Source organism: Paraglaciecola sp. 25GB23A (genome assembly GCF_040012495.1).
Taxonomy (GTDB): domain Bacteria; phylum Pseudomonadota; class Gammaproteobacteria; order Enterobacterales; family Alteromonadaceae; genus Paraglaciecola.
In genome coordinates this window covers 39,057-58,993 of the sequence record NZ_JBDYKM010000021.1, presented here as the reverse complement: position 1 = coordinate 58,993, position 19,937 = coordinate 39,057, and the positions used below count along the sequence as shown (strand labels likewise).

Annotated in this window: 20 protein-coding genes; 12 read left to right on the top strand and 8 right to left on the bottom strand. The window is 41.8% G+C overall.

Features of this window, described 5'->3' with window-relative positions:
• Window positions 1–90 precede the first annotated feature (90 nt).
• The gene (gene pgeF, locus ABKW31_RS18900; RefSeq protein WP_348618146.1) at window positions 91–837 is read right to left on the bottom strand and encodes a peptidoglycan editing factor PgeF; all 747 of its coding nucleotides are present in this window, start codon (window positions 835–837) and stop codon (window positions 91–93) included.
• A 2-nt stretch (window positions 838–839) separates the two neighbouring features.
• Window positions 840–1,823, bottom strand: a complete 984-nt coding sequence (rluD, locus tag ABKW31_RS18895; protein WP_348618145.1) for a 23S rRNA pseudouridine(1911/1915/1917) synthase RluD — start codon at window positions 1,821–1,823, stop codon at window positions 840–842.
• Between the two features lie 168 nt (window positions 1,824–1,991).
• Between rluD and ABKW31_RS18890 the strand changes: the two genes are divergently transcribed.
• Complete coding sequence (locus tag ABKW31_RS18890) at window positions 1,992–2,759, top strand: outer membrane protein assembly factor BamD (protein ID WP_348618144.1); 768 nt, start codon at window positions 1,992–1,994, stop codon at window positions 2,757–2,759.
• Between the two features lie 75 nt (window positions 2,760–2,834).
• On the opposite strand, the gene ABKW31_RS18885 is transcribed toward ABKW31_RS18890, so the two are convergent.
• The 3 genes from ABKW31_RS18885 to ABKW31_RS18875 are packed head-to-tail and all read right to left on the bottom strand — an operon-like array spanning window position 2,835 to window position 4,737.
• A complete protein-coding gene (locus ABKW31_RS18885; RefSeq protein WP_348618143.1) occupies window positions 2,835–3,503 on the bottom strand; it encodes a ChrR family anti-sigma-E factor in 669 nt (222 codons plus the stop codon).
• Window positions 3,496–4,110 (bottom strand): sigma-70 family RNA polymerase sigma factor, encoded by a 615-nt coding sequence (locus ABKW31_RS18880; protein ID WP_348618142.1) that lies wholly within the window; start codon window positions 4,108–4,110, stop codon window positions 3,496–3,498. Before ABKW31_RS18880 ends, ABKW31_RS18885 begins: the two co-directional genes overlap by 8 nt.
• Before the next feature lie 54 nt (window positions 4,111–4,164).
• The gene (locus tag ABKW31_RS18875; RefSeq protein ID WP_348618141.1) at window positions 4,165–4,737 is read right to left on the bottom strand and encodes an LON peptidase substrate-binding domain-containing protein; all 573 of its coding nucleotides are present in this window, start codon (window positions 4,735–4,737) and stop codon (window positions 4,165–4,167) included.
• A 185-nt stretch (window positions 4,738–4,922) separates the two neighbouring features.
• On the opposite strand from ABKW31_RS18875, the gene ABKW31_RS18870 reads away from it, so the two are divergent.
• The 6 genes from ABKW31_RS18870 (at window position 4,923) to ABKW31_RS18845 (ending at window position 10,003) form a co-directional block, all read left to right on the top strand.
• Window positions 4,923–5,645 carry an SDR family NAD(P)-dependent oxidoreductase gene (locus ABKW31_RS18870; RefSeq protein ID WP_348618140.1) on the top strand — a complete coding sequence of 241 codons (723 nt, stop codon included), beginning with the start codon at window positions 4,923–4,925 and terminating at the stop codon, window positions 5,643–5,645.
• A gap of 16 nt (window positions 5,646–5,661) precedes the next feature.
• On the top strand, window positions 5,662–6,924 hold the full coding sequence (locus ABKW31_RS18865) for an FAD-dependent oxidoreductase (RefSeq protein WP_348618139.1): 1,263 nt from the start codon (window positions 5,662–5,664) through the stop codon (window positions 6,922–6,924).
• Window positions 6,921–7,652 (top strand): DUF1365 domain-containing protein, encoded by a 732-nt coding sequence (locus ABKW31_RS18860; RefSeq protein ID WP_348618138.1) that lies wholly within the window; start codon window positions 6,921–6,923, stop codon window positions 7,650–7,652. The genes ABKW31_RS18865 and ABKW31_RS18860 overlap by 4 nt, the downstream gene beginning before the upstream one ends.
• 2 nt (window positions 7,653–7,654) lie before the next feature.
• Window positions 7,655–8,908 (top strand): cyclopropane-fatty-acyl-phospholipid synthase family protein, encoded by a 1,254-nt coding sequence (locus ABKW31_RS18855; protein ID WP_348618137.1) that lies wholly within the window; start codon window positions 7,655–7,657, stop codon window positions 8,906–8,908.
• Window positions 8,909–9,002: 94 nt separating this feature from the next.
• Complete coding sequence (locus ABKW31_RS18850; protein ID WP_348618136.1) at window positions 9,003–9,452, top strand: chalcone isomerase family protein; 450 nt, start codon at window positions 9,003–9,005, stop codon at window positions 9,450–9,452.
• The gene (locus tag ABKW31_RS18845) at window positions 9,449–10,003 is read left to right on the top strand and encodes a DUF3833 domain-containing protein (protein ID WP_348618135.1); all 555 of its coding nucleotides are present in this window, start codon (window positions 9,449–9,451) and stop codon (window positions 10,001–10,003) included. Before ABKW31_RS18850 ends, ABKW31_RS18845 begins: the two co-directional genes overlap by 4 nt.
• Window positions 10,004–10,063: 60 nt before the next feature.
• Here the strand turns inward: ABKW31_RS18845 and ABKW31_RS18840 are convergent, their stop codons facing one another.
• Window positions 10,064–11,008: a flagellar motor protein MotB gene (locus tag ABKW31_RS18840; protein WP_348618134.1), complete on the bottom strand. Its 945-nt coding sequence runs from the start codon at window positions 11,006–11,008 to the stop codon at window positions 10,064–10,066.
• A gap of 2 nt (window positions 11,009–11,010) precedes the next feature.
• The gene (gene pomA / locus ABKW31_RS18835; RefSeq protein ID WP_348618133.1) at window positions 11,011–11,775 is read right to left on the bottom strand and encodes a flagellar motor protein PomA; all 765 of its coding nucleotides are present in this window, start codon (window positions 11,773–11,775) and stop codon (window positions 11,011–11,013) included.
• A 316-nt stretch (window positions 11,776–12,091) separates the two neighbouring features.
• On the opposite strand from pomA, the gene xseB reads away from it, so the two are divergent.
• The 5 genes from xseB to ABKW31_RS18810 all read left to right on the top strand — a co-directional run bounded on the left by xseB (window position 12,092) and on the right by ABKW31_RS18810 (window position 17,509).
• Window positions 12,092–12,346 carry an exodeoxyribonuclease VII small subunit gene (gene xseB, locus ABKW31_RS18830; RefSeq protein ID WP_348618132.1) on the top strand — a complete coding sequence of 85 codons (255 nt, stop codon included), beginning with the start codon at window positions 12,092–12,094 and terminating at the stop codon, window positions 12,344–12,346.
• Window positions 12,343–13,233 (top strand): (2E,6E)-farnesyl diphosphate synthase, encoded by an 891-nt coding sequence (ispA, locus tag ABKW31_RS18825; protein ID WP_348618131.1) that lies wholly within the window; start codon window positions 12,343–12,345, stop codon window positions 13,231–13,233. Before xseB ends, ispA begins: the two co-directional genes overlap by 4 nt.
• A gap of 64 nt (window positions 13,234–13,297) precedes the next feature.
• On the top strand, window positions 13,298–15,163 hold the full coding sequence (dxs, locus tag ABKW31_RS18820) for a 1-deoxy-D-xylulose-5-phosphate synthase (protein ID WP_348618130.1): 1,866 nt from the start codon (window positions 13,298–13,300) through the stop codon (window positions 15,161–15,163).
• Window positions 15,164–15,286: 123 nt separating this feature from the next.
• Complete coding sequence (zapE, locus tag ABKW31_RS18815) at window positions 15,287–16,489, top strand: cell division protein ZapE (protein ID WP_348618129.1); 1,203 nt, start codon at window positions 15,287–15,289, stop codon at window positions 16,487–16,489.
• A gap of 87 nt (window positions 16,490–16,576) precedes the next feature.
• Complete coding sequence (locus ABKW31_RS18810; RefSeq protein WP_348618128.1) at window positions 16,577–17,509, top strand: META domain-containing protein; 933 nt, start codon at window positions 16,577–16,579, stop codon at window positions 17,507–17,509.
• A gap of 51 nt (window positions 17,510–17,560) precedes the next feature.
• Here ABKW31_RS18810 and ABKW31_RS18805 read toward each other — a convergent pair whose 3' ends face one another.
• Window positions 17,561–19,555: a prolyl oligopeptidase family serine peptidase gene (locus ABKW31_RS18805; protein ID WP_348618127.1), complete on the bottom strand. Its 1,995-nt coding sequence runs from the start codon at window positions 19,553–19,555 to the stop codon at window positions 17,561–17,563.
• Between the last annotated feature and the right edge of the window lie 382 nt (window positions 19,556–19,937).

Genomic DNA, 19,937 nt, shown 5'->3' with positions numbered 1-19,937 from the left:
GTTGAAATGACACACTAAATATAAGCAATATTTGATCTTAATCAAATCTCGACATTACCAACCAACACAGCGGCATAGCTTTATATTGGCTTAACCAATAAAGATAGCACTGACCATTCTTCCTGTTGTTTTTAGCCCCTGATGAGTGGCGCGGCGATGAGAAAAAAATAAAGATTTTTGTTGATAGCTGCAATATTCACCACCGCTGACATTTAATACCCCTAGGGAGGTTAATTTTTGACGCGCAATTTCATAGAGATCGGCTAAGTATTTAGGCTCTGTAGGAGAGTAATTGACTGACTTAACAAAAGCATGTGGGAATTCAATAAAAGCCTGCTTTACTGCCTCACCTACCTCGAAATGTTGTTGACTGATGGCAGGCCCAAGCCACGCCAAGATTGAGGCATTATCGCAATCCATGCTCTCCAACGTTTTTTCGATAACTCGATTGGCCAAACCACGCCAGCCTGCATGAATCGCAGCGACCAGAGTACCTTGAGTATTACATAATAATATGGGCAAACAATCTGCTGTCATTACTGCGCAAACTTGATTTTCTTTATAAGAAAAACAGGCGTCAGCCACGAGTGGGTGGCTCTCATTTTTGGGTAATTCAATGCACACATTACTGTGGGTTTGATCTAACCATTGAAATCTGCCGCTATTGGGCAGTTTGTTGCGATTACGTTCGACCAATACAGGATCGTCACCAACGTGCTGCCCCACATTAAAAGTGTCAAAAGGAGGGAGGGACTCCCCTCCACTACGACAACTTGTATAAGCGTAAATATTACTCGGCGCAGCCCACTTGGGTTTTATAAAAATTGGCTCAGCCAAGCTTAAACATCTCCGCTACCATTTATCGTCTTGTCTTCTCGAATCACAGACAGCAAGTGCACAAAGTCATCTGGTAAAGGGGCTTTCCAACTCATCCAGTCACCTGTGACGGGATGCACTAATTCCAGCTGAACTGCATGCAGAGCTTGGCGGCGAAATGCCCTTAAGGTTTCAATAAATTCTTGGGTTGCAGCCTTAGGGGGACGAGGACGACCACCATAGGCTATGTCGCCCACCAGCGGGAAACGGATATGTGACATGTGCACACGAATTTGATGGGTACGGCCTGATTCGAGTTTAAGTCGCAAATATGTATGGGCACGAAATTTTTCTTTAACCCGGTAATGGGTTACCGCATCTTTACCTGATTCTCGCACAGCCATATTAGTCCGTTTGGTTTCATGCCGACCGATAGGTGCATCAACGGTTCCACCTGCCACCATGGTGCCATAAACAATAGCTTCATATTCGCGGCTAACTTCTCTGGCTTGCAATTGCTCAACTAGTTGGGTTTGAGCGATGATGGTTTTGGCCACCACCATCAATCCGGTTGTATCTTTGTCTAAACGATGCACAATGCCCGCACGAGGTACATTCGCTATTTGTGGTGCATGATTTATCAGTGCATTAAGTACTGTACCATTGGCATTGCCCGCACCAGGGTGCACAACTAAATTTGCCGGTTTATTGATAACCAGTATGTCATCATCTTCATAAACGATATTCAGCTGAATATCTTGTCCTTCGTGCTGAACTTGCATTTCTATCAGGGCATTGATTTCAACGAGCTCTTCACCAACCAATTTTTCACGTGGAATATTAGCAATTTGCTCATTTACTTTGACACAATCACTTAAAATCCATTCTTTTAAGCGAGAACGTGAATAATCAGGGAACATTTCGGCCAAAGCTTGATCTAAGCGTTTGCCGAATAAATTTTGCGGTACACTGGTTTGCAAATGAATTTTTTCACTGTGGGTAGACATACAATAGGGATCCAATAAGGTTACATTACGATTTATATGTGCATAGCCCAAAGTGCTGGGGTAGAATGCGCAACTATTATCGATAAACATCTATTCTAACGGATTTTTGATACTCAATGAATGGCATATCAAGTATCACCTATATAAATAAGAGTAATTAGAGAAAATATGACCAATAGTTCACGAATAAATACATTAATACTGGGGAGCGTGCTTGCTTTAATGGCTGGATGTTCCTCATCTCCGGATGATCAAGACCTCGTCATTGGTAATCGAAGCGAACAAGCGCTTTATCAAGATGCTAAAGAAAAGATGAAATTGGGCAATTTTAATGCAGCTACGACAACCTTGAGTGCATTGGACTCCAAATACCCTTTTGGTCCGTTTTCTCATCAAATTCAACTTGACCTAATTTATAGTTATTACAAATCAGGTAAGGTGCCCGAAGCGATCGCCACTATTGATCGTTTTACCCGCCTAAATCCAAATCACTCCGATGTTGATTACGCAATTTACATGCGTGGTCTTACTAATATGGAAGCGGATAAAAATCTGTTCCAAGAATTGGTAGGAATAGATCGCTCAGACCGGGATCCGAGCAAATCACGCCAAGCTTTTGAAGATTTCAGACGCTTAATCGAGAAATATCCAGAGAGTAAATATGCGGCAGACGCGCAAAAACGTATGCTACATATTAAAAACCGATTAGCTAAATATGAAATTTCGATCGCGCGCTTCTATATGCGTCGCGAGGCATTTGTTGCCGCTGCAAACCGTGGTCGTTATGTACTTGAGTACTATTCTGACACTTCTCACGTGCAAGAAGCCTTAGAAATTATGGTTGAATGTTATGATCAGCTGAAGCTTGAAGAATTAAAAAATAATGCGATGAAAACCTTAAAATTAAACTATCCAAATAGCAGCTTCATTGGCTAAGTAAAAGATAATTATATTTTATCGACTATAAAAAAACGCGCTTAAGAAGCGCGTTTTTTTTATATGTAATTTAGACTAGAAAAATAAATGGCTAAATGGGTTTAATAAACGTGCTATGCCCGAAGTAAAATACAAGGGCTTATCGACAATAGTAAACACTAAACAACCTTCATCTGCTTCTGAGTGAGGCAAATGATTATGTTGACCATCAAGTAAAGTAAAGTCTCCACAATCGTAATTTGCCACCCCATCACCGTACTGGCCATCGATAACCAAAGTCATCTCTGTACCTTTGTGTGTATGTTCTGGGACTTTACCGCCCTTTTCCATATAGATGAAGTTAGCCTTACCCATATAGCCTAAGTCGACAGGGGCCTGCCATAATTTGCCTACTAAGCGTGACCAGTTCCCTGTATTTTTGGCATAACGCTTTAACGTTCGAGGTAATACAAAGCGTTTCCCTTCTAATTCTATGTCAAAAGTAGCAGGAACAGATGCTGCTCTAGGTATAGTCGTCTTTTGCTGGGGTAATTGCGTAATCTGGCTAAACATCCTATCAAGGGAAGGTGTAGCAACAGGAGAGCTCAATGCTTCTATAGTTTGAACCTGTTGCAATTTCATACACTTTGCTTGGCAATCTAAACACATATCAACATGCGCAGAGACCATAAGAGCAACAGTAGGCTCGCAAGTACCGGATACAAAAGCATTTAATTGTTGTGCGTTAGGATGGTGCTTAATCATTGTTATCAATCATCTCTTTTAGTCTTTGTAATGCAAGTCGTGTTCTAGACTTAACTGTTCCTAAGGGGATATCCATTTCATCAGCAACCTCTTGTTGAGATTTCCCCTCAATATAGATGGCTTCAATTACTGTTCTTTGCTTGTCTGGCAAAGACTCGAATAAAACACCAATTTCATCCATAGTTACTTGGTGGTCGTGAGATACTTCATTTACGTCTGCCGTTTGCTCACACAGAATTGGCCATAAGTCGTCAGCACAAATATCTTCTTTGCGGTTGCGTAATTTACGCAATAGGTCGAAACGAATATTTCGGGCAATCGTAAAAATCCAAGTCGACGGAGACCCTTTCGAGGCGTCAAACAGATGCGCTTTTTGCCACACATTTGCCATGGTGTCTTGAACAAGTTCCATGGCTAAAGCCTCATTCCCCATTTGCTTGAGTGAATAAGACAAAAGTCGCGGTGCGAAATAATTAAAGACATTAGCAAAAGAACGCTCACAGCGTGTTTTTGCCACCGCACTTAAACAAGCTGACATTTCTTCAGCACATTCTATGGGTTTTACAGAGTGAGAGGGCCTAGATTCCAAAGGTATTCCGACTAACATAAGTTACCTGCAGGTTAATGTTTCAATATTATACTGTGGGTAAATAAAAAAAGATCACTCCACCAATTGTGTCAGAAAACTAATTGCTTTGACACAATCTTTATTTTGCAACAATTGCTGCTTTTGCTCAGCATGCACTGGCAGTAATTCTAACCACCGATAAATAACCCAAATAGGATCATCAAAATGCGGTTTGTCGTACAAGTTTCTTAACTCTTGATACTTTTCAAATACTTCAATTAGACGTTCATTGATAGGGCTTAATAATTTTTCGTGTTCTGGCAAAGTCCATTCAGACACCCATTCACATTCACCTATGCGCAGTTCATCCTTTTCAGTGGAGACACTTAAAACATTAAAGCATCGTTCACCTTCCACCGTAATTCCTAACATTCCGTCAGGTAGTAAATCAAAATCTATAACCTTGGCGTAAGTTCCGATTGGGAATATATGTTGATTCAGTTCTGTTGACCCTTTGGCATCTAACATGCAAATACCAAAACCCGTGTTGTTGGCACAGGCTTCTTTTACCATCCGCACATAGCGTGGTTCAAATATGCGCAGGGCCAAACGTCCGCCGGGCAACAGGTGGGCTGACAATGGAAACAGTGGGATGGTAAGATTCATGTAAAAATAAGTTTCAGTCGTTTAATAATGCCTATCGATACGCTGGCGTTATGATTATGGATCGTTATTAGTATTTAACACTGTTTGCGCGATATGATCTCTATTATCTGTTCAAAGGTATATTAAACCGTATTTCGGCTGGAGACAGCCTCACTGATTTTGATTGGGAATAGTAGTCAATTATTATGAAAACGATATTAATAACTGGAGCGAGTTCGGGCATTGGTCAAATGCTAGCGAAGCATGCTGCTGACAGTGGTTATCAGGTGATTGCTTGTGGAAGAAATCAGCAGAAGCTTGATGAGCTCGCCACACACGAAAAAATCACCACGCTCACTTTTGATGTCACTGACCTTGAGCAAACTAAACAAGCCCTTGCAAGCGTAACAGCCGATATTTATGTGTTTAATGCAGGAGTGTGTGAATACGTGAATGTAAAAGCGTTTGAGTCGGCCTTATTTCAACGGGTTTTCAGCGCCAACTTTTTTGGTATTGTGCATTGTATTGAAGCTATCCTGCCCAAGCTTAAAGCTGGAAATCAAGTTGTATTAGTTGACAGTTTGGCAAGATTACTGCCTTTTACACGTAGCCAAGCCTATGGCGCAAGTAAGGCTGCGTTACACTATTTCTCTAAAAGTCTGGAGGTTGATCTTGCAAGTCGAGACGTCACATTTCAAAGTGTGTCACCCGGTTTTGTTGAAACCCCGCTGACTCAACAAAATGATTTCGACATGCCAATGAAAATTAGTAGCGAGCAAGCAGCAAAGAGTTTGCTGCGTGGCATAGAAAAAAGAAAACGTAGCATTTATTTCCCAACGTTGTTCAGTCTAATTTTACGCTCTCTCAACATGCTGCCAGACAGTTGGCAGGTAGGTTTGTGCAAAAAAATGCAAGAACAAGAAAAATAATGAAGGAACTTGGTTAATGGACAAAAAAATTGCAATCATCGGTTCAGGTATATCGGGGCTAACCTGCGCCCACCTTTTGCATCAAAAACATCGTGTCAGCGTGTTTGAAGCCAACAATTATATCGGCGGCCACACCGCGACTAAAGATGTAGAGGTTAATGGCGAAACACACGCTATTGATACAGGCTTCATTGTTTTTAACGATTGGACTTACCCTAACTTCATTAAATTAATGGATAAAATAGGCGTTAAATCGCAAGCAACTGAAATGAGTTTTAGCGTCAAAAACCTCGCACAAAATCTAGAATATAATGGCAATACTTTGAATAGTTTATTTGCGCAAAGAAGAAATATATTAAGACCTAGATTTTGGCGAATTGTCAGAGATATTTTGCGGTTTAATAAATTGTGCAAAAGTGATGCGATCAAAACAACTGACTTTGGTGAATTAACCTTATTCGAGTTTATTCAACAGCACAAACTCAGCGATGATTTTGCTTTCAACTATATATTGCCAATGTGCGCTGCCATCTGGTCTACAAGTCTGGAAGATATTAAAGCCTTTCCGTTTCAGTTTTTCCTTAAATTTTTTAATAATCACGGTTTATTGAATATTACTGACCGACCGCAGTGGTATTCGATAATCGGTGGGTCACGAAGTTACATAGCCCCGCTGACTAAAGGCTATGAAGGTCAAATACATCTGAATAGCCCTGTGCAATCAGTCAGAGCGAGTGAATCCGGTTTTGTAGTGACAGTAAATCAAGCTGAACAACATTTTGATGAAGTAATCTTTGCCTGTCACAGCGATCAAGCCTTAGCACTTTTGGCTCAGCCCAGCGCCTTGCAGCAAGAGATACTCGGCAGTATTCGTTATGCAACAAATGACGTGGTTCTGCACACTGACACCAGTGTATTGCCTAAGCGTAAATTGGCTTGGGCAAGTTGGAACTACTCATTAACTGGCGCAAGCGGAGAAATTTCTGCGCCAGCAGTGTTGAGTTACAACATGAATATCCTACAACGATTGCAATCATCTACTACATTTTGTGTCACACTAAATAATACTACTGGCATAGATAAGAGTAAGATATTGGGCCAATACGTTTATAGCCACCCACAGTTCGACCAAGAGGCAATTTCAGCCCAAGCTCGTCGCAAGGCTATTTCAGGGCAACACGGTTTACATTTTTGTGGGGCTTATTGGTATAACGGTTTTCATGAAGATGGCGTACGCAGCGCTTTAGACGTGTGTGCAGATTTTGGAGAAAGTCTTTGACCGAAGATGCGATATACAGTGGTGAAGTCATGCATGCGCGATTTCTGCCAAAAAAACATCGTTTTAGTTATCGTATCAATTTATTTTGGTTAGATCTTAGTAAACTCAATGAAACTGCAGCAAAGCTTTGTTGGTTTTCTATGCATAAGTTTGCGCCTGTTCAATTCAGGCGTAGTGATTTTTTGGGGGATCCTGCGAGTTTACTGCAGGATAGCGTTTTGGAAAAAATGTCTGAACTTGCGGGTAAACCTGTTTTGGGAAAAGTATTTTTACTCAGTCCCCTACGAACCTTCGGCCTGTATTTTAGTCCGGTCAACTTCTATTATTTGCAAGATACGCTTGGTCACTACAGCTATTTATTGGCAGAAGTAAGCAACACACCGTGGAATGAAACACACTGCTACTTGGTCGATTTAGCAGACCAACAAGACAGCCAGAAAGTGTTTCATGTATCCCCATTTAATCCCATTGATATGCAATATAAGTGGAAGATCGAACAACCAGCACAAAACCTAAAATTGAGCCTAGCATGTCATCAAGAATCTAAACATTTTGTAGCTAATCTTAATTTATCGCGTCAAGAACTGAACTCTCAGAACCTAAAACGCGTAGTAAGAAAGATTCCTTTTATGACAATAAAAACAGTAGTGGGAATATATTGGCAGGCGCTAAAATTATTTATCAAAGGCATGCCGATTTATTCGCACCCAGCACAAGGTAAACAGTAGTTATGGTAAATGGAGAACAAACCCTTAATGCACCGAGCACACTCACTTGGTCAGACAAACTTTGCCGCAATATTATGCTTAAAATCTTTGCTAGTTTGCCCCAGGGCCAGTTAGTAATAAAAGAAAGTGGTGTATTAATTGACAGCTTCGGTGAGAGAAACAGTGACTTGCATGCTGAAATAAATATTATCGACTTGTCTACATACAAACGATTGTTATTCGGTGGCAGTGTTGCATCGGGCGAAACTTATACGGAAGGACTTTGGATAACCCCAAACCTGACAAACGTTATTCGCATATTTGCTCGTAATTTAGATATGCTCGACGCATGGGAAGCCAAAATGGAATGGCTTGCACTCCCTATAAGAAAAATACGCCACTTTGCTAATAAAAACTCACATACTGGTTCCAAGAAAAACATTGCTGCTCACTATGATCTGGGCAACAAGTTATATACACGCTTTTTAGACCATACCATGATGTATTCGTCGGCTATTTACCCTCAAGCAGACGCATCGTTGGAACAAGCTCAGCACAATAAGTTAAAGGTCATTTGCGATAAGCTACAATTAACCGAATCAGACCATTTACTCGAAATAGGTACTGGTTGGGGCGGTCTTGCGGTATTTGCTGCCAAACATTACGGTTGTAAAGTTACCACGACCACTATATCTGAAGAACAGCACGCTTATGCAAGTGAATGGATTATAAAAGAGGGCTTACAAGATAAAGTCACCCTACTGAAAAAAGATTACCGCCTCTTAGAGGGACAATACGACAAGTTAGTTTCTATTGAAATGATTGAAGCGGTGGGTAAAGAATTTTTACCGACTTTCTTCAAAAAATGTTCAAGTTTGCTTAAAAAGCAGGGGGTAATGCTGTTGCAGGCCATTACCATCAACGACCAGCGCTTGGAAAGTTATAGCAAAAATGTAGATTTCATTCAAAAACATATATTCCCTGGTGGCTACTTACCTTCGCAACTGTTGATCAACCAGCATTTAAAACGTTATACCGATCTGATGATCCGGGATCTCCATGATATTGGTTTGGACTACGCGAAAACATTACAAGATTGGCATCATCGATTGTTAGAAAACAAAGACGTATTAGCCAGCGAAGGGTATGACGAGCGTTTTATGAAAATGTGGCGTTATTATTTTAGTTATTGTGAGGGCGGCTTTTTAGAACGTACTATCAGCACGGTGCAACTAGTCATTAGTAAACCTGCATACGTGGCTATTCCGACACGATAATTTTGCAATATTTTATAAGGTGGCAAAATCGATGTTACAAAAAAAACTACTGAGGTATTGCCTGCCCTTACTCCTGACTTGGAGCCTTAATACCATGGCTGATCCTTTAATAGATTTTAAAAAAGTGGGCGAAGCCAAGCTCGAAATTTTGTTTTGGGACGTCTATAAGTCAGAGCTTTACACCTTGGACGGCGTCTATCAACAAGACGTTTTCCCTCAGGCGCTCAAAGTGCACTATTTACGCAACATTAAAGCCAAAGATTTAGTCGAAAGAACGGAAGAAGAGTGGCAAAAACTCGGGGTCAATTCGCAAATCAGTGCGCCGTGGATTAAACAACTTTCTACGATGTGGCCTAACATTAAAAAAGGTGATGAATTACTGATTTTGGTTAATAAGTCGGGAGACAGTGATTTTTACTTTAATCAGCAATCTATTGGAGCGATTAAAGACAGTGAATTTGGCAGTAGCTTTTTACGTATTTGGTTAGATGAAAAATCCAGTTATCCTGATTTACAAAAGCAACTTATTGGAGAGAAAAAATGAAGCTTAAATGTATCGCCATAGCCTCCAGTTTATTACTTTTGACCAGTTGTAGCAGCTCACTAGATGACTATAAAGATACTGGCCCTGCCTTCAACCTCAGCCAATATTTTGATGGTAAGGTGACTGCGTGGGGCATAGTGCAAGATTACACCCAAAAGCTAAGCCGCCGTTTTTGTGTTGATATTGTAGGTAAGTGGGAAGGTAACAAAGGCCAACTACATGAAACCTTTTATTACAACGATGGTGAGCAGCAAATACGAGTTTGGGAGTTAACAAAAGGCAATGACGGTCTGATCAGCGGTAGTGCTAGTGATGTTATTGGTCAGGCTTCTGGAAGTGAAACCGGTACTGCGTTTAATTGGAAATATACCTTACGCGTTCCCGTCGATGGTACCGAGTACGACTTGGCTGTCGACGATTGGATGTATAAATTAGACGAAAATCGGGTTATGAACCGCTCTTACATGAGCAAGTTTGGGGTTACCGTCGCGGAAATATCTATCTTTTTTGACAAAACAGCCCCTATACGTGGTTGTCAAACGACAGACTGAGAGGGATTAAAGACCCTAGCATTTGGTATAGGGTCTAGCTTGATGGCATTTCTTGTCTGATTAAGGCAATACTGATATAGGCTCAGATATTTTTGCTTTGCCTTGGTTAATGGCTATTTCTACACGTCGATTGCGACTGCGTGCTTGTGGGTCGCTTGCATCTACTAGAGGCGATGTATCTGCCTTTCCGACTACCGACATACGACTTTCATCAAAACCAGGTGCGCGGCGCATTTCTTCAGCAACCGCTACCGCTCTTTGTGATGACAAATCCCAATTTGAACGATAGAGTTCGTTGGATATTTGTTGGCTGTCACTGTGACCCGAAATTTCAATATCCCCTGGCATATCAGCTAAAATAGCACCTATTTTGCGCAGAATTGGCTTAAACTGCGGCTGTAAAAAGGCTGAGCCTGCCGAAAATGAACCATTCTCACGAATGCGGATCGTTATTTGCTGCCCTAAAGACTCCATCTCAATCGCCCCATCAATGATTTCTTTTTCTAGCTGCTGAGTGACTTTTTTCAAGCGCTCGTTAACTTGTTCTTGACTGGTTTCTTGGCTTTGTGAGCTTTGACTGCTTGCTGAGGCACTTTGCTCTGTTGCAGTTTGCTGGGCTGAACCGCCACGTTGCTCACCACGTTGTTTTTGCCTACCACCCGCAGAGTCTTCGTTACCCGCCTGAAATTCTAACATCTGTTGGGTCATTTCAATGGTTTGCTGTTGAATGGTATCAATTGGCGTAGGATCAGGCCGTCCTGGACGAAACTCCATAGCAATAACACTGGTACCCTTAGGAATATCTTTCACTTCTATTTTGTTTTGTACACCAAAGGCAAACTTCATCGAACCGGCAATTTGTTTGAACTTAAGTACATCCATTTCAGAAAATGACAATAGCAGTACAAAAAAGCACATCAACAACGACATCAAGTCAGCAAATGTGCCCATCCACGCAGGAAGACCTTCTGGTGGACACTTTGGACATTCTTGTTCGTCAGACATGACTATTCAGTATCCGCGGCTTTACCGCGTTTGCTGGCGGCTAAATAGCTTTTAAGAATACCTTCAATAACCCGTGGATTTTGGCCATCAGCAATACCGATGATGCCATCTAAGACTAGACTCTGATTTAACTTTTCTTCGTCCGCACGGTTGCCTAATTTTATTGCGATAGGAATACAAATTAAGTTGGCTAACATGGCACCGTATAACGTAGTTAACAGGGCAACGGCCATGGCTGGGCCGATTGATTTCGGATCATCCATGTTAGACAACATCGCCACCAACCCAACCAGTGTACCGATCATGCCCATTGCTGGTGCTACATCGCCTAGGCCTTTAAAAATAGTTTTACCAAACTCATGGCGTTCAGATGTCATACTAATATCTTTCGATAGGGTGGCTCTGACTACATCAACATCATGACCATCAACCAGCATGTCTACCCCTTTTTGCATAAACGGGTTAGCAATTTCAGCTTCCTCTAAGGCCAAAAAGCCACCTTTTCGGGCCGCATCAGCCATTTCAACAATTTTTTCTATTTGTGATTCTGGGGTGTCAATTTTAAACATAAAGGCTTTGCCAGCAATTTTACCCGCGCCAAAAAATTGCCCCAGTGTATATTGCGATAACACCACAAAAAGACTGCCACAAAATACAATTAATATTGATGGCACGTTAACAAACATAGCGATATCGCCGCCTTGTATCATCGCCATAATGACAAAGCCGATCGATCCTAGCATGCCGATTAGAGTTGCTAAATCCACTATCTACTCCCACCTATTACTGATATTACTGTATTCAAAAGAACCATTAACCTCAGTGTGCCGTATTAAAAGCCTAGTTTGCAATGAATTGTTGCAACTATAGACACAAACTACCAAGATAAAATTTCTACCATATTTCAGTATTTTATCGACCTACTTTGAATATTCTATAGCTGCAATTTTAGCATTATGTCAAAGTGGTAATAAATCTAGCGCTTTTAGGCCCTGTACCTAGGGGAAAAGTGTTTGACGCCTTTTTTGAGCTCAGGTATGGTGCGCTCAACTTGGCACTTAGGCCAACTTAATTGAAGATATTATGAGCACGCGTAAAAAAACTGAAACCTTATCCTTTGAACAATCGATGCAAGAGCTTGAAACCATTGTCAGTAAGATGGAACAAGGTGAATTGCCTCTCGAAGAAGCCTTGCAAAATTTTGAACGTGGTATTCAATTAGCACGACTTAGCCAACAAAAATTGAAAGATGCTGAACAAAAAGTGCAAATTTTGATGAATCAACATGGCCAAGCCAGTTTACTTGACTTTGATAGTCCACTATCCGACAAAGAATGATACTCAGCGAATATCAACAGGATGTGCGAGAAACAGTCGACCACTATTTGGTGCAATTGATCGACGGTTTGCCTAATCATGCTGAAACATTAAAACAAGCTATGCGTTACACATTATTAATTGGTGGTAAACGCATGCGACCGTTTTTAGTCTTTGCTACCGGTGAAATGTTGGGTATTGCCAAACAAGATTTAATCGGTCCAGCGAGTGCTATCGAAGCAATACACGCCTATTCTTTAGTCCATGATGATTTGCCTGCCATGGATGACGATGAGTTGCGCCGCGGCCACCCAACTTGTCATATAAAATTTGATGAAGCTACCGCCATTTTAGCTGGGGACGCCTTGCAAACCCTAGCATTTGAAATTTTGTGTGACTGTGAATTAAGTCCATCTTTACAAAATAAACGCATCGAATTAGTCAAAATATTAAGTCAGTCGGCAGGTTATTTGGGCATGTGTGGAGGTCAAGCTATGGACTTAGCGGCCACCAATCACCTGATTGATCAAAGTCAACTAGAAGCCTTACATAGTAAAAAGACTGGCGCCTTAATTAATGCTTGTGTTGCTATGGCTGTCAGCTTAGCTGAGGATACCACTCCCCAAATTCGCCAAATACTAGCGCAATATTCCGCAATAATTGGCTTAGCTTTCCAAGTACAAGATGACATCTTAGACGTCATTAGTGACTCAGTAACGCTAGGAAAACCGCAGGGTTCAGACCAAGCACTGAATAAAAGCACATATCCTGCGTTGCTCGGACTAGGGCAAGCACAAACTTATCTCAGTGAATTACATCAACAAGCGCTTCAAGCTTTGCACGCTTTACCCTACAATACAGCCATGTTGGAATCTTTTACCGATTTCATCATTCAGCGTAAATACTGATAGAAAAACCAGACATGCACTTATTTGCATGAAAAATAATAACCAGATAGTTGACTAGCCATACATGACCCTAGATCTTGCAAACTACCCGATATTGGCCCAAGCCAATACACCTGATGAGCTTCGCGCTTTGCCACAAGAAAAGTTGCTTCAATTGGCTGCCGAATTGCGGCAGTATTTGCTCACTTGTGTTAGTCAAAGCAGTGGCCATTTCGCCTCTGGTCTAGGTACAGTCGAACTTACTGTCGCCTTACATTATGTCTATAATACCCCTTTCGATCGTCTCCTTTGGGATGTGGGTCATCAAGCGTATCCGCATAAAATATTGACAGGTAGACGAGATCGTATGCCCACCATTCGGCAAAAAGGCGGTTTACATCCATTTCCTTGGCCGCCAGAGAGCGAATACGATACCTTTGCCGTAGGTCACTCATCTACCTCCATCAGTGCAGCGCTTGGTATGGCTGTTGCCGCTGAAAAAGAAAACAAAGGTCGCAAAATAGTTGCGGTCATCGGTGATGGTGCTATGACAGCCGGTATGGCTTTTGAAGCACTTAACCATGGTGGTGATATCGATAAAGACTTGCTTGTGATACTGAATGACAATGAAATGTCGATTTCAGAAAATGTCGGGGCATTAAATAGTCATTTAGCTCGTTTGTTAACGGGTAGCTTGTTCAATTCGATTCGTGACGGAGGTAAAAAACTTCTGAGTTCTGTGCCGCCGATTAAAGAATTCGCGAGCCGTGCGGAAGAGCATATTAAAGGCATGGTCGTACCCGGCACCATATTTGAAGAGCTTGGATTTAATTATATTGGACCTATTGACGGACACGATGTAAAGGGCGTGGTGGAAACCCTACGCAATATGCGATCAATTAAGGGCCCACAAATTTTGCACGTGGTTACCAAAAAAGGCAAAGGTTTCGAATTAGCTGAACTCGATCCAATAAAATTCCACGCTGTACCCAAATTTAACCCCAACGCAGCGGGATTGCCTAAAGCACCACCGAGTAACCCCACATTTTCAGCTATTTTTGGTAATTGGCTATGTGACATGGCAGCGCAAGATCCTAAACTTATGGCGGTTACCCCTGCAATGCGTGAAGGCTCTGGTATGGTCAAGTTTTCACAAAAATTTCCTAGCCAATATTTTGATGTAGCTATCGCCGAGCAACATGCCGTCACCTTTGCTGCAGGTTTAGCCAAAGAAGGGCTTAAGCCTGTCGTCGCTATCTACTCCACTTTTTTACAACGCGCCTACGACCAACTTATCCATGATGTAGCCTTACAAAATCTGCCGGTTTTATTTGCAATAGACCGCGCTGGATTAGTGGGTGCAGACGGACCAACCCACCAAGGTGCTTTTGATATTCCGTTTTTACGTTGTATCCCCAACATGGTGATTATGGCGCCAGCAGACGAAAATGAATGCCGCCAAATGTTATATACCGGCTATAAACTCAATCAACCGGTTGCCGTGCGTTATCCTAGAGGCTCAGCCACCGGCGTTGAACCGAGTGTAGTAATGGAATCATTGCCCATCGGCAAGAGCCGCACTATCAGAAGCGGCGAAAAGATAGCCATACTAAATTTTGGCGTATTATTGCCATTTGCCCAAGCCGCCGCTGAACAGATCAATGCAACCGTAATCGACATGCGTTTTGTGAAGCCCCTAGATACAGCCATCATCGAACAATTGGCCGCCGATCACAGCTTGTTTGTTACCCTTGAAGATGGGGCGATTATGGGCGGCGCAGGTGGTGCAGTCGCGGAGTTTGTTATGAGTATCAAACATCAATGCAAGGTATTGCCAGTAGGTCTGCCCGATGAATTTATTATGCAAGGCACCCAGCAAGAAATGTATGCTGAACTAGGCATGGATAGTGTCGGTATTTTAGCTAAGATCAAAAATTTTCAAGATAGTTAACACATTGCCTAATACTTTCTTACTGTGCGAGTAATATATCGTACAGTAGGATTATTATGCCGTTTTTGTTTAGTTTAAGCGCGCCTCACCCATGTATAAAATATCGCTGTTAAGTTAAAAATAATGCCGGACTCTTCAAGCCATGTATCAAGCCCCTACCCCGCATTAAGTAATACTTCCCCACTGTCGACTTATCTAGCCAAAGTAGGTCAAACATTAGTGCCTGATAAGGCACAGCAACAAGCGATTGAAGCCCTTGATAAGCTTTATCATCAGCTGGTCTTATCTTCTCAGATACAGCCCCGCAGCACGACTCAAGGTTTATATTTATGGGGTGATGTGGGCCGCGGTAAAACCTACTTGATGGATTTGTTTTATGGCTGTTTACCCACCAAGGGAAAGCTTAGATTACATTTCCATCGCTTTATGGCTCGTGTTCATCAAGAACTCAAACATTATCAAGGCCAACAAGATCCCTTAATCACCATCGCTAATAAACTCGCCAGTGAATCTTATATTATTTGTTTCGATGAGTTTTTTGTCGCTGATATTGCGGATGCCATGATCTTAGCGGGTTTGTTCGATGCACTATTTAAAAACGGGGTGGTGTTAGTCGCTACCTCCAATATTCCGATTCAACGATTATATGAAAACGGCTTAGCGCGACATAAATTTTTACCCTGCATTGCTTTACTGCAAACCCATACTCAAGTGCTGCATTTAGACGGTGAACAGGATCATCGCTTGCATGGTTTGAGTGACAACCTAGCTCAACTCAATACCTCAACCAATATTGGCTTAAACACTGTTTTAAACTTTAAGCAAATATTTGCCGAGCTTAGCGCGGGCGCAAGCTCGATACTTTGTGACACTGAATTGACAATTTGTCACCGCCCTCTGGCCTTAATACGCGCTGCACAGCTCGATACCCCAAATGCCTTAGCTTGGTTCGACTTTTATGCCTTATGTGATGGCCCCCGCTCACAACTGGACTACATTGAAATTGCCAGTCGATTTAGTACGGTGATGATCAGTGACGTTCCGCGCCTTGGTGGTAAGGTGCGCAACTGGATCAAAGCCCGAGGTACCGAAGATGGAATTGGTGATAACCACGCTACCAGCACTGGCGAGAGAACCGTTATTTATTCCTCTACCGACGATGCTGCGCGGCGTTTTATCAGCTTGATAGATGAGTTATATGACCAAGGTGTTAAGGTATATATCAGTACAGAGGTACCACTCAGTGAGCTCTATTTAGACGGTGCATTGATATTTGAATTTCGCCGTACTTTTAGTCGCTTAATAGAAATGAGTCACAAAATTTGAGCTGCGAGCTGCGAGCTGCGAACCATAGCGTGGCAGAGTTTTGAAATACTATGAAATAAAAAGTCCATGTGACACGGGGTTAATCTAATGAAGATAAGAGATTTTTGTCTGACTTCAAGATATTTTCAACTGAACTTTCTTGGCTTACTGCTTTTGCTCTTGTTGATGCAATCTTGTCATTATGGCGTAAACAATGAAGCCAAAAGTTCAGAGCATGGCGTGAGCCCAATGAATACTAGTTTTAGCATTGAGCTGCGTAAAATCGTGCTGATCAATGGCCATGCTGAGCAAAGTGCGATGTCCGATCCCAAGAGCAAAATTATAAGCCAAGTATGGGGTTCTGCGGAGATCGCTGATGTAAATGCCGACGGTCAACAAGATGCCGTTTTAATCTTGACTCAAAATACCGGGGGCAGTGGCACATATTATTATCTGGCCGTGGCGATCCGTGAAGGCAATAATTATCAGGGCACTGCAGTTTTTTTATTGGGAGACCGTATTCAACCCCAAGATATTCGTATTGAAGATAACCGTATCACTGTGAAGTTTTTGGACCGTTTGCTGAGTGAGCCTTACTCAAACTTGCCCACCATACCGAAAGAGAAATTGCTGATTTATGATCCTAAGGCTAAGCAACTCATTAATGTTGAGCAAGATTTTGAAGGAGAGGCCGACCCATCAATCATGACCTTAGGCATGAAAACCTGGTATTGGGAAAAAACTGAATATAATAATGATTCAAGTCACAGGCCTGCTTTACCCAAGGTATTTAGCCTCAAATTCGAAAAAAATGGCAACGTTACAATGAGCACTGACTGTAATTCGATGCAGGGTGACTACAGTGTGACAAATAAGCAAATCGAGTTTAGTAACATAGCATCGACACGTATGTTCTGTGAAGGCTCACAGGAACAGCTTTTTGCCGGGATGTTAGCCAGTGTCAACGCTTATTTTTTTACCAGTAAGGGGCAGCTTGTTTTGGAACTAAAATACGACAGTGGCTCGATGATATTCCGCTAAAAGCCGGCTGACACCATTGGATATTAATAAGCGCCTCTTTAGTTTAACTAGCTAGTTTTTTTCCTGAGAAAGCTGTGCATGCAAGAAAGTGACAATTTCCTCTAATGTTTTTGCACGTCCAGTCGCCGTCGACAGGTTGTGATTTTCATTTTTTAACTCGACGAACTTTACGTCTTTTTTAGCGCTTTGTAATGCATCTAACATCTGCTCAGACTGACTGATTTTTACCACCTGATCATTCTCAGCATGGATCAGTAAGGTGGGGGCAATAAAGTTAGTGGCATGATTTGCAGGCGATATAGCGGACATACTCGCTTTGCTCGCCTGCCCTTTTGCCACTAACATTTGCCAATATGAAACGACCCAATGCTTGCTGCCATAATTGTAAGCACCTGAACTTAACATGCGATTAATATCGGCGACCCCGTTTACTGACACCACACATTGATAAATATCGCCACTAAAAGCGCCGGCGGCAAGGGCCGCATACCCCCCGTAACTGGCGCCTACAATACATATCCTTTGCGGGTCAACAATATGTTTATCAACTAAATACGCCAAACTGTCATTGAGATCGTCTTGCATTTTTTTACCCCACTCGCCAAATCCTGCTTGTCGATGTTTTAAGCCAAAACCAATAGAACCGCGGAATTGAGGCTGTATAACAAGATATCCTTCGTTTGCTATCGCCTGCGCTAACCAGTTAAAGCCAATATGATCATAGGATTCAGGACCTCCGTGTGGCAGCATTACAGCCGGTAAATTTTTCATATGCTGCAAAGACTGATTCGGAATGGTTAATAAAGTAGGAATAACCAGACCATCACGCGCTTTTATCGATAGTTCAGCTATGGCATGAATGTTCTCTATGGCAATTTGCGGTCTGGCACTGGCGATAAAAGAGGGTGAATCATCAAGTGGAAAATAAAAGTAATCGCCTGGTGCATTTGGGCCCTCAACATAGACGACCAAATACTTCCAATCAGGACTCCAACTGCTTAACCATACAGAGTTATCAGGAAATCGAGCTAAAATAGCCTTAACCCTAGCCGTTTTTTGCGGGTCAAAAAACTGATAACTTGGATTAAATCCAGCGTACCGCACGCCATACACCACTCGATTTATATCCGTTATCACAACATCAATATCAGCATCCTCACGATTAAACTCAGAGACGCTGATCGAACCGTCCTTTAGGGCCATATTGAAATAGGATACGCGGCCGGTTTGAGGGTCTTCATCTAAAAAAACCAGAAACTGATAATCAGGACTGAGTCCAACGACATTTATGTCTCTAACGGCGACTTCTTTTTGATAAATGGTTTTCCATTCATCGCCTATTTTAGCCACTATCGTATGTTCATTATTAGTATTGTTATAGCGCTCTTCAACTAAGGCATTGCCCTGACTATCAATAAAATAGTCAATGGTTTCAGCTAGTCCAAATTCAGAAAATTGCGGTATTCTCGGTGACGCAATACGAACATTGAATAAGGCATATTTGGGCTTTTCCTTGTCGTGAATACTCAAGGCACTTCCGGCAAAAGCACTCATTAAAATATTTTTGCTATCTGGCGTAAGCCCAATAATAGAGCCTAAAGAAGATTGCCCGGGAAAAACTCTGTCACCTCTGGTTAACAATGCGCGAAGTTGATTTTTCTCAATGTTAAATACATAAGCATTGCTAACAGTCGTTTGGTTAACATAACCAGCCAGTCGCTCAAAATTAGAGACAACTAAAATCAGCTCATTTTCATTAATAAAATACAGTTTTCTCGGTCGGTTAGTCTCGGTCAGTGTTATCGCTGACACTAATTTGTGCTGTGCAACAGAATAAATAACAATCAGGTCCTGATCGTCGGTAGTTTTACGATAAGCAAGCCTTTCTCCACTGGGAGAAATCGTCATATTGGCAATAGTGGGTAATTGAGCATAGTCGGTAAAATCAGCAAGTTTAGGCGTCGCCGACACTAGCGATGTGAGCAATATATTGATTAAAAATACCAAGAAAAATCGAAAAGTTAAATTCAGCTGATTTACTGCCATAAAACGAAGTCCTTTTGATTGCTGACATTATTAACCCAGCAAAAGTAATGTAACCCTTAGCTCAATAATTGAGCTGATTAACCTAAGTGACTGGTTAATTTCATGCAGTAACGCTCTGTTTCAATTGCTAATGAAACAGTGTTGAATTTAACCCGCCTAAAATTTAACTGTGCAATATTTCCATATATTGAGCCATTTGCAAAGGGGTAATTTTTATTTACTTTTTTGCCTAACCAAACGAATTGTGCTTCGAAGATAATTCGCTTTACTGTCGCCTAATAACATCCCTGTTAACAAAATCAAAACAGGCTAAAGGATTGGTTAAGGTGAACTTGGCTTGGTATAAATCTGCGGTTGGAGCAAGGCGCTAGCTCAAAGGCTA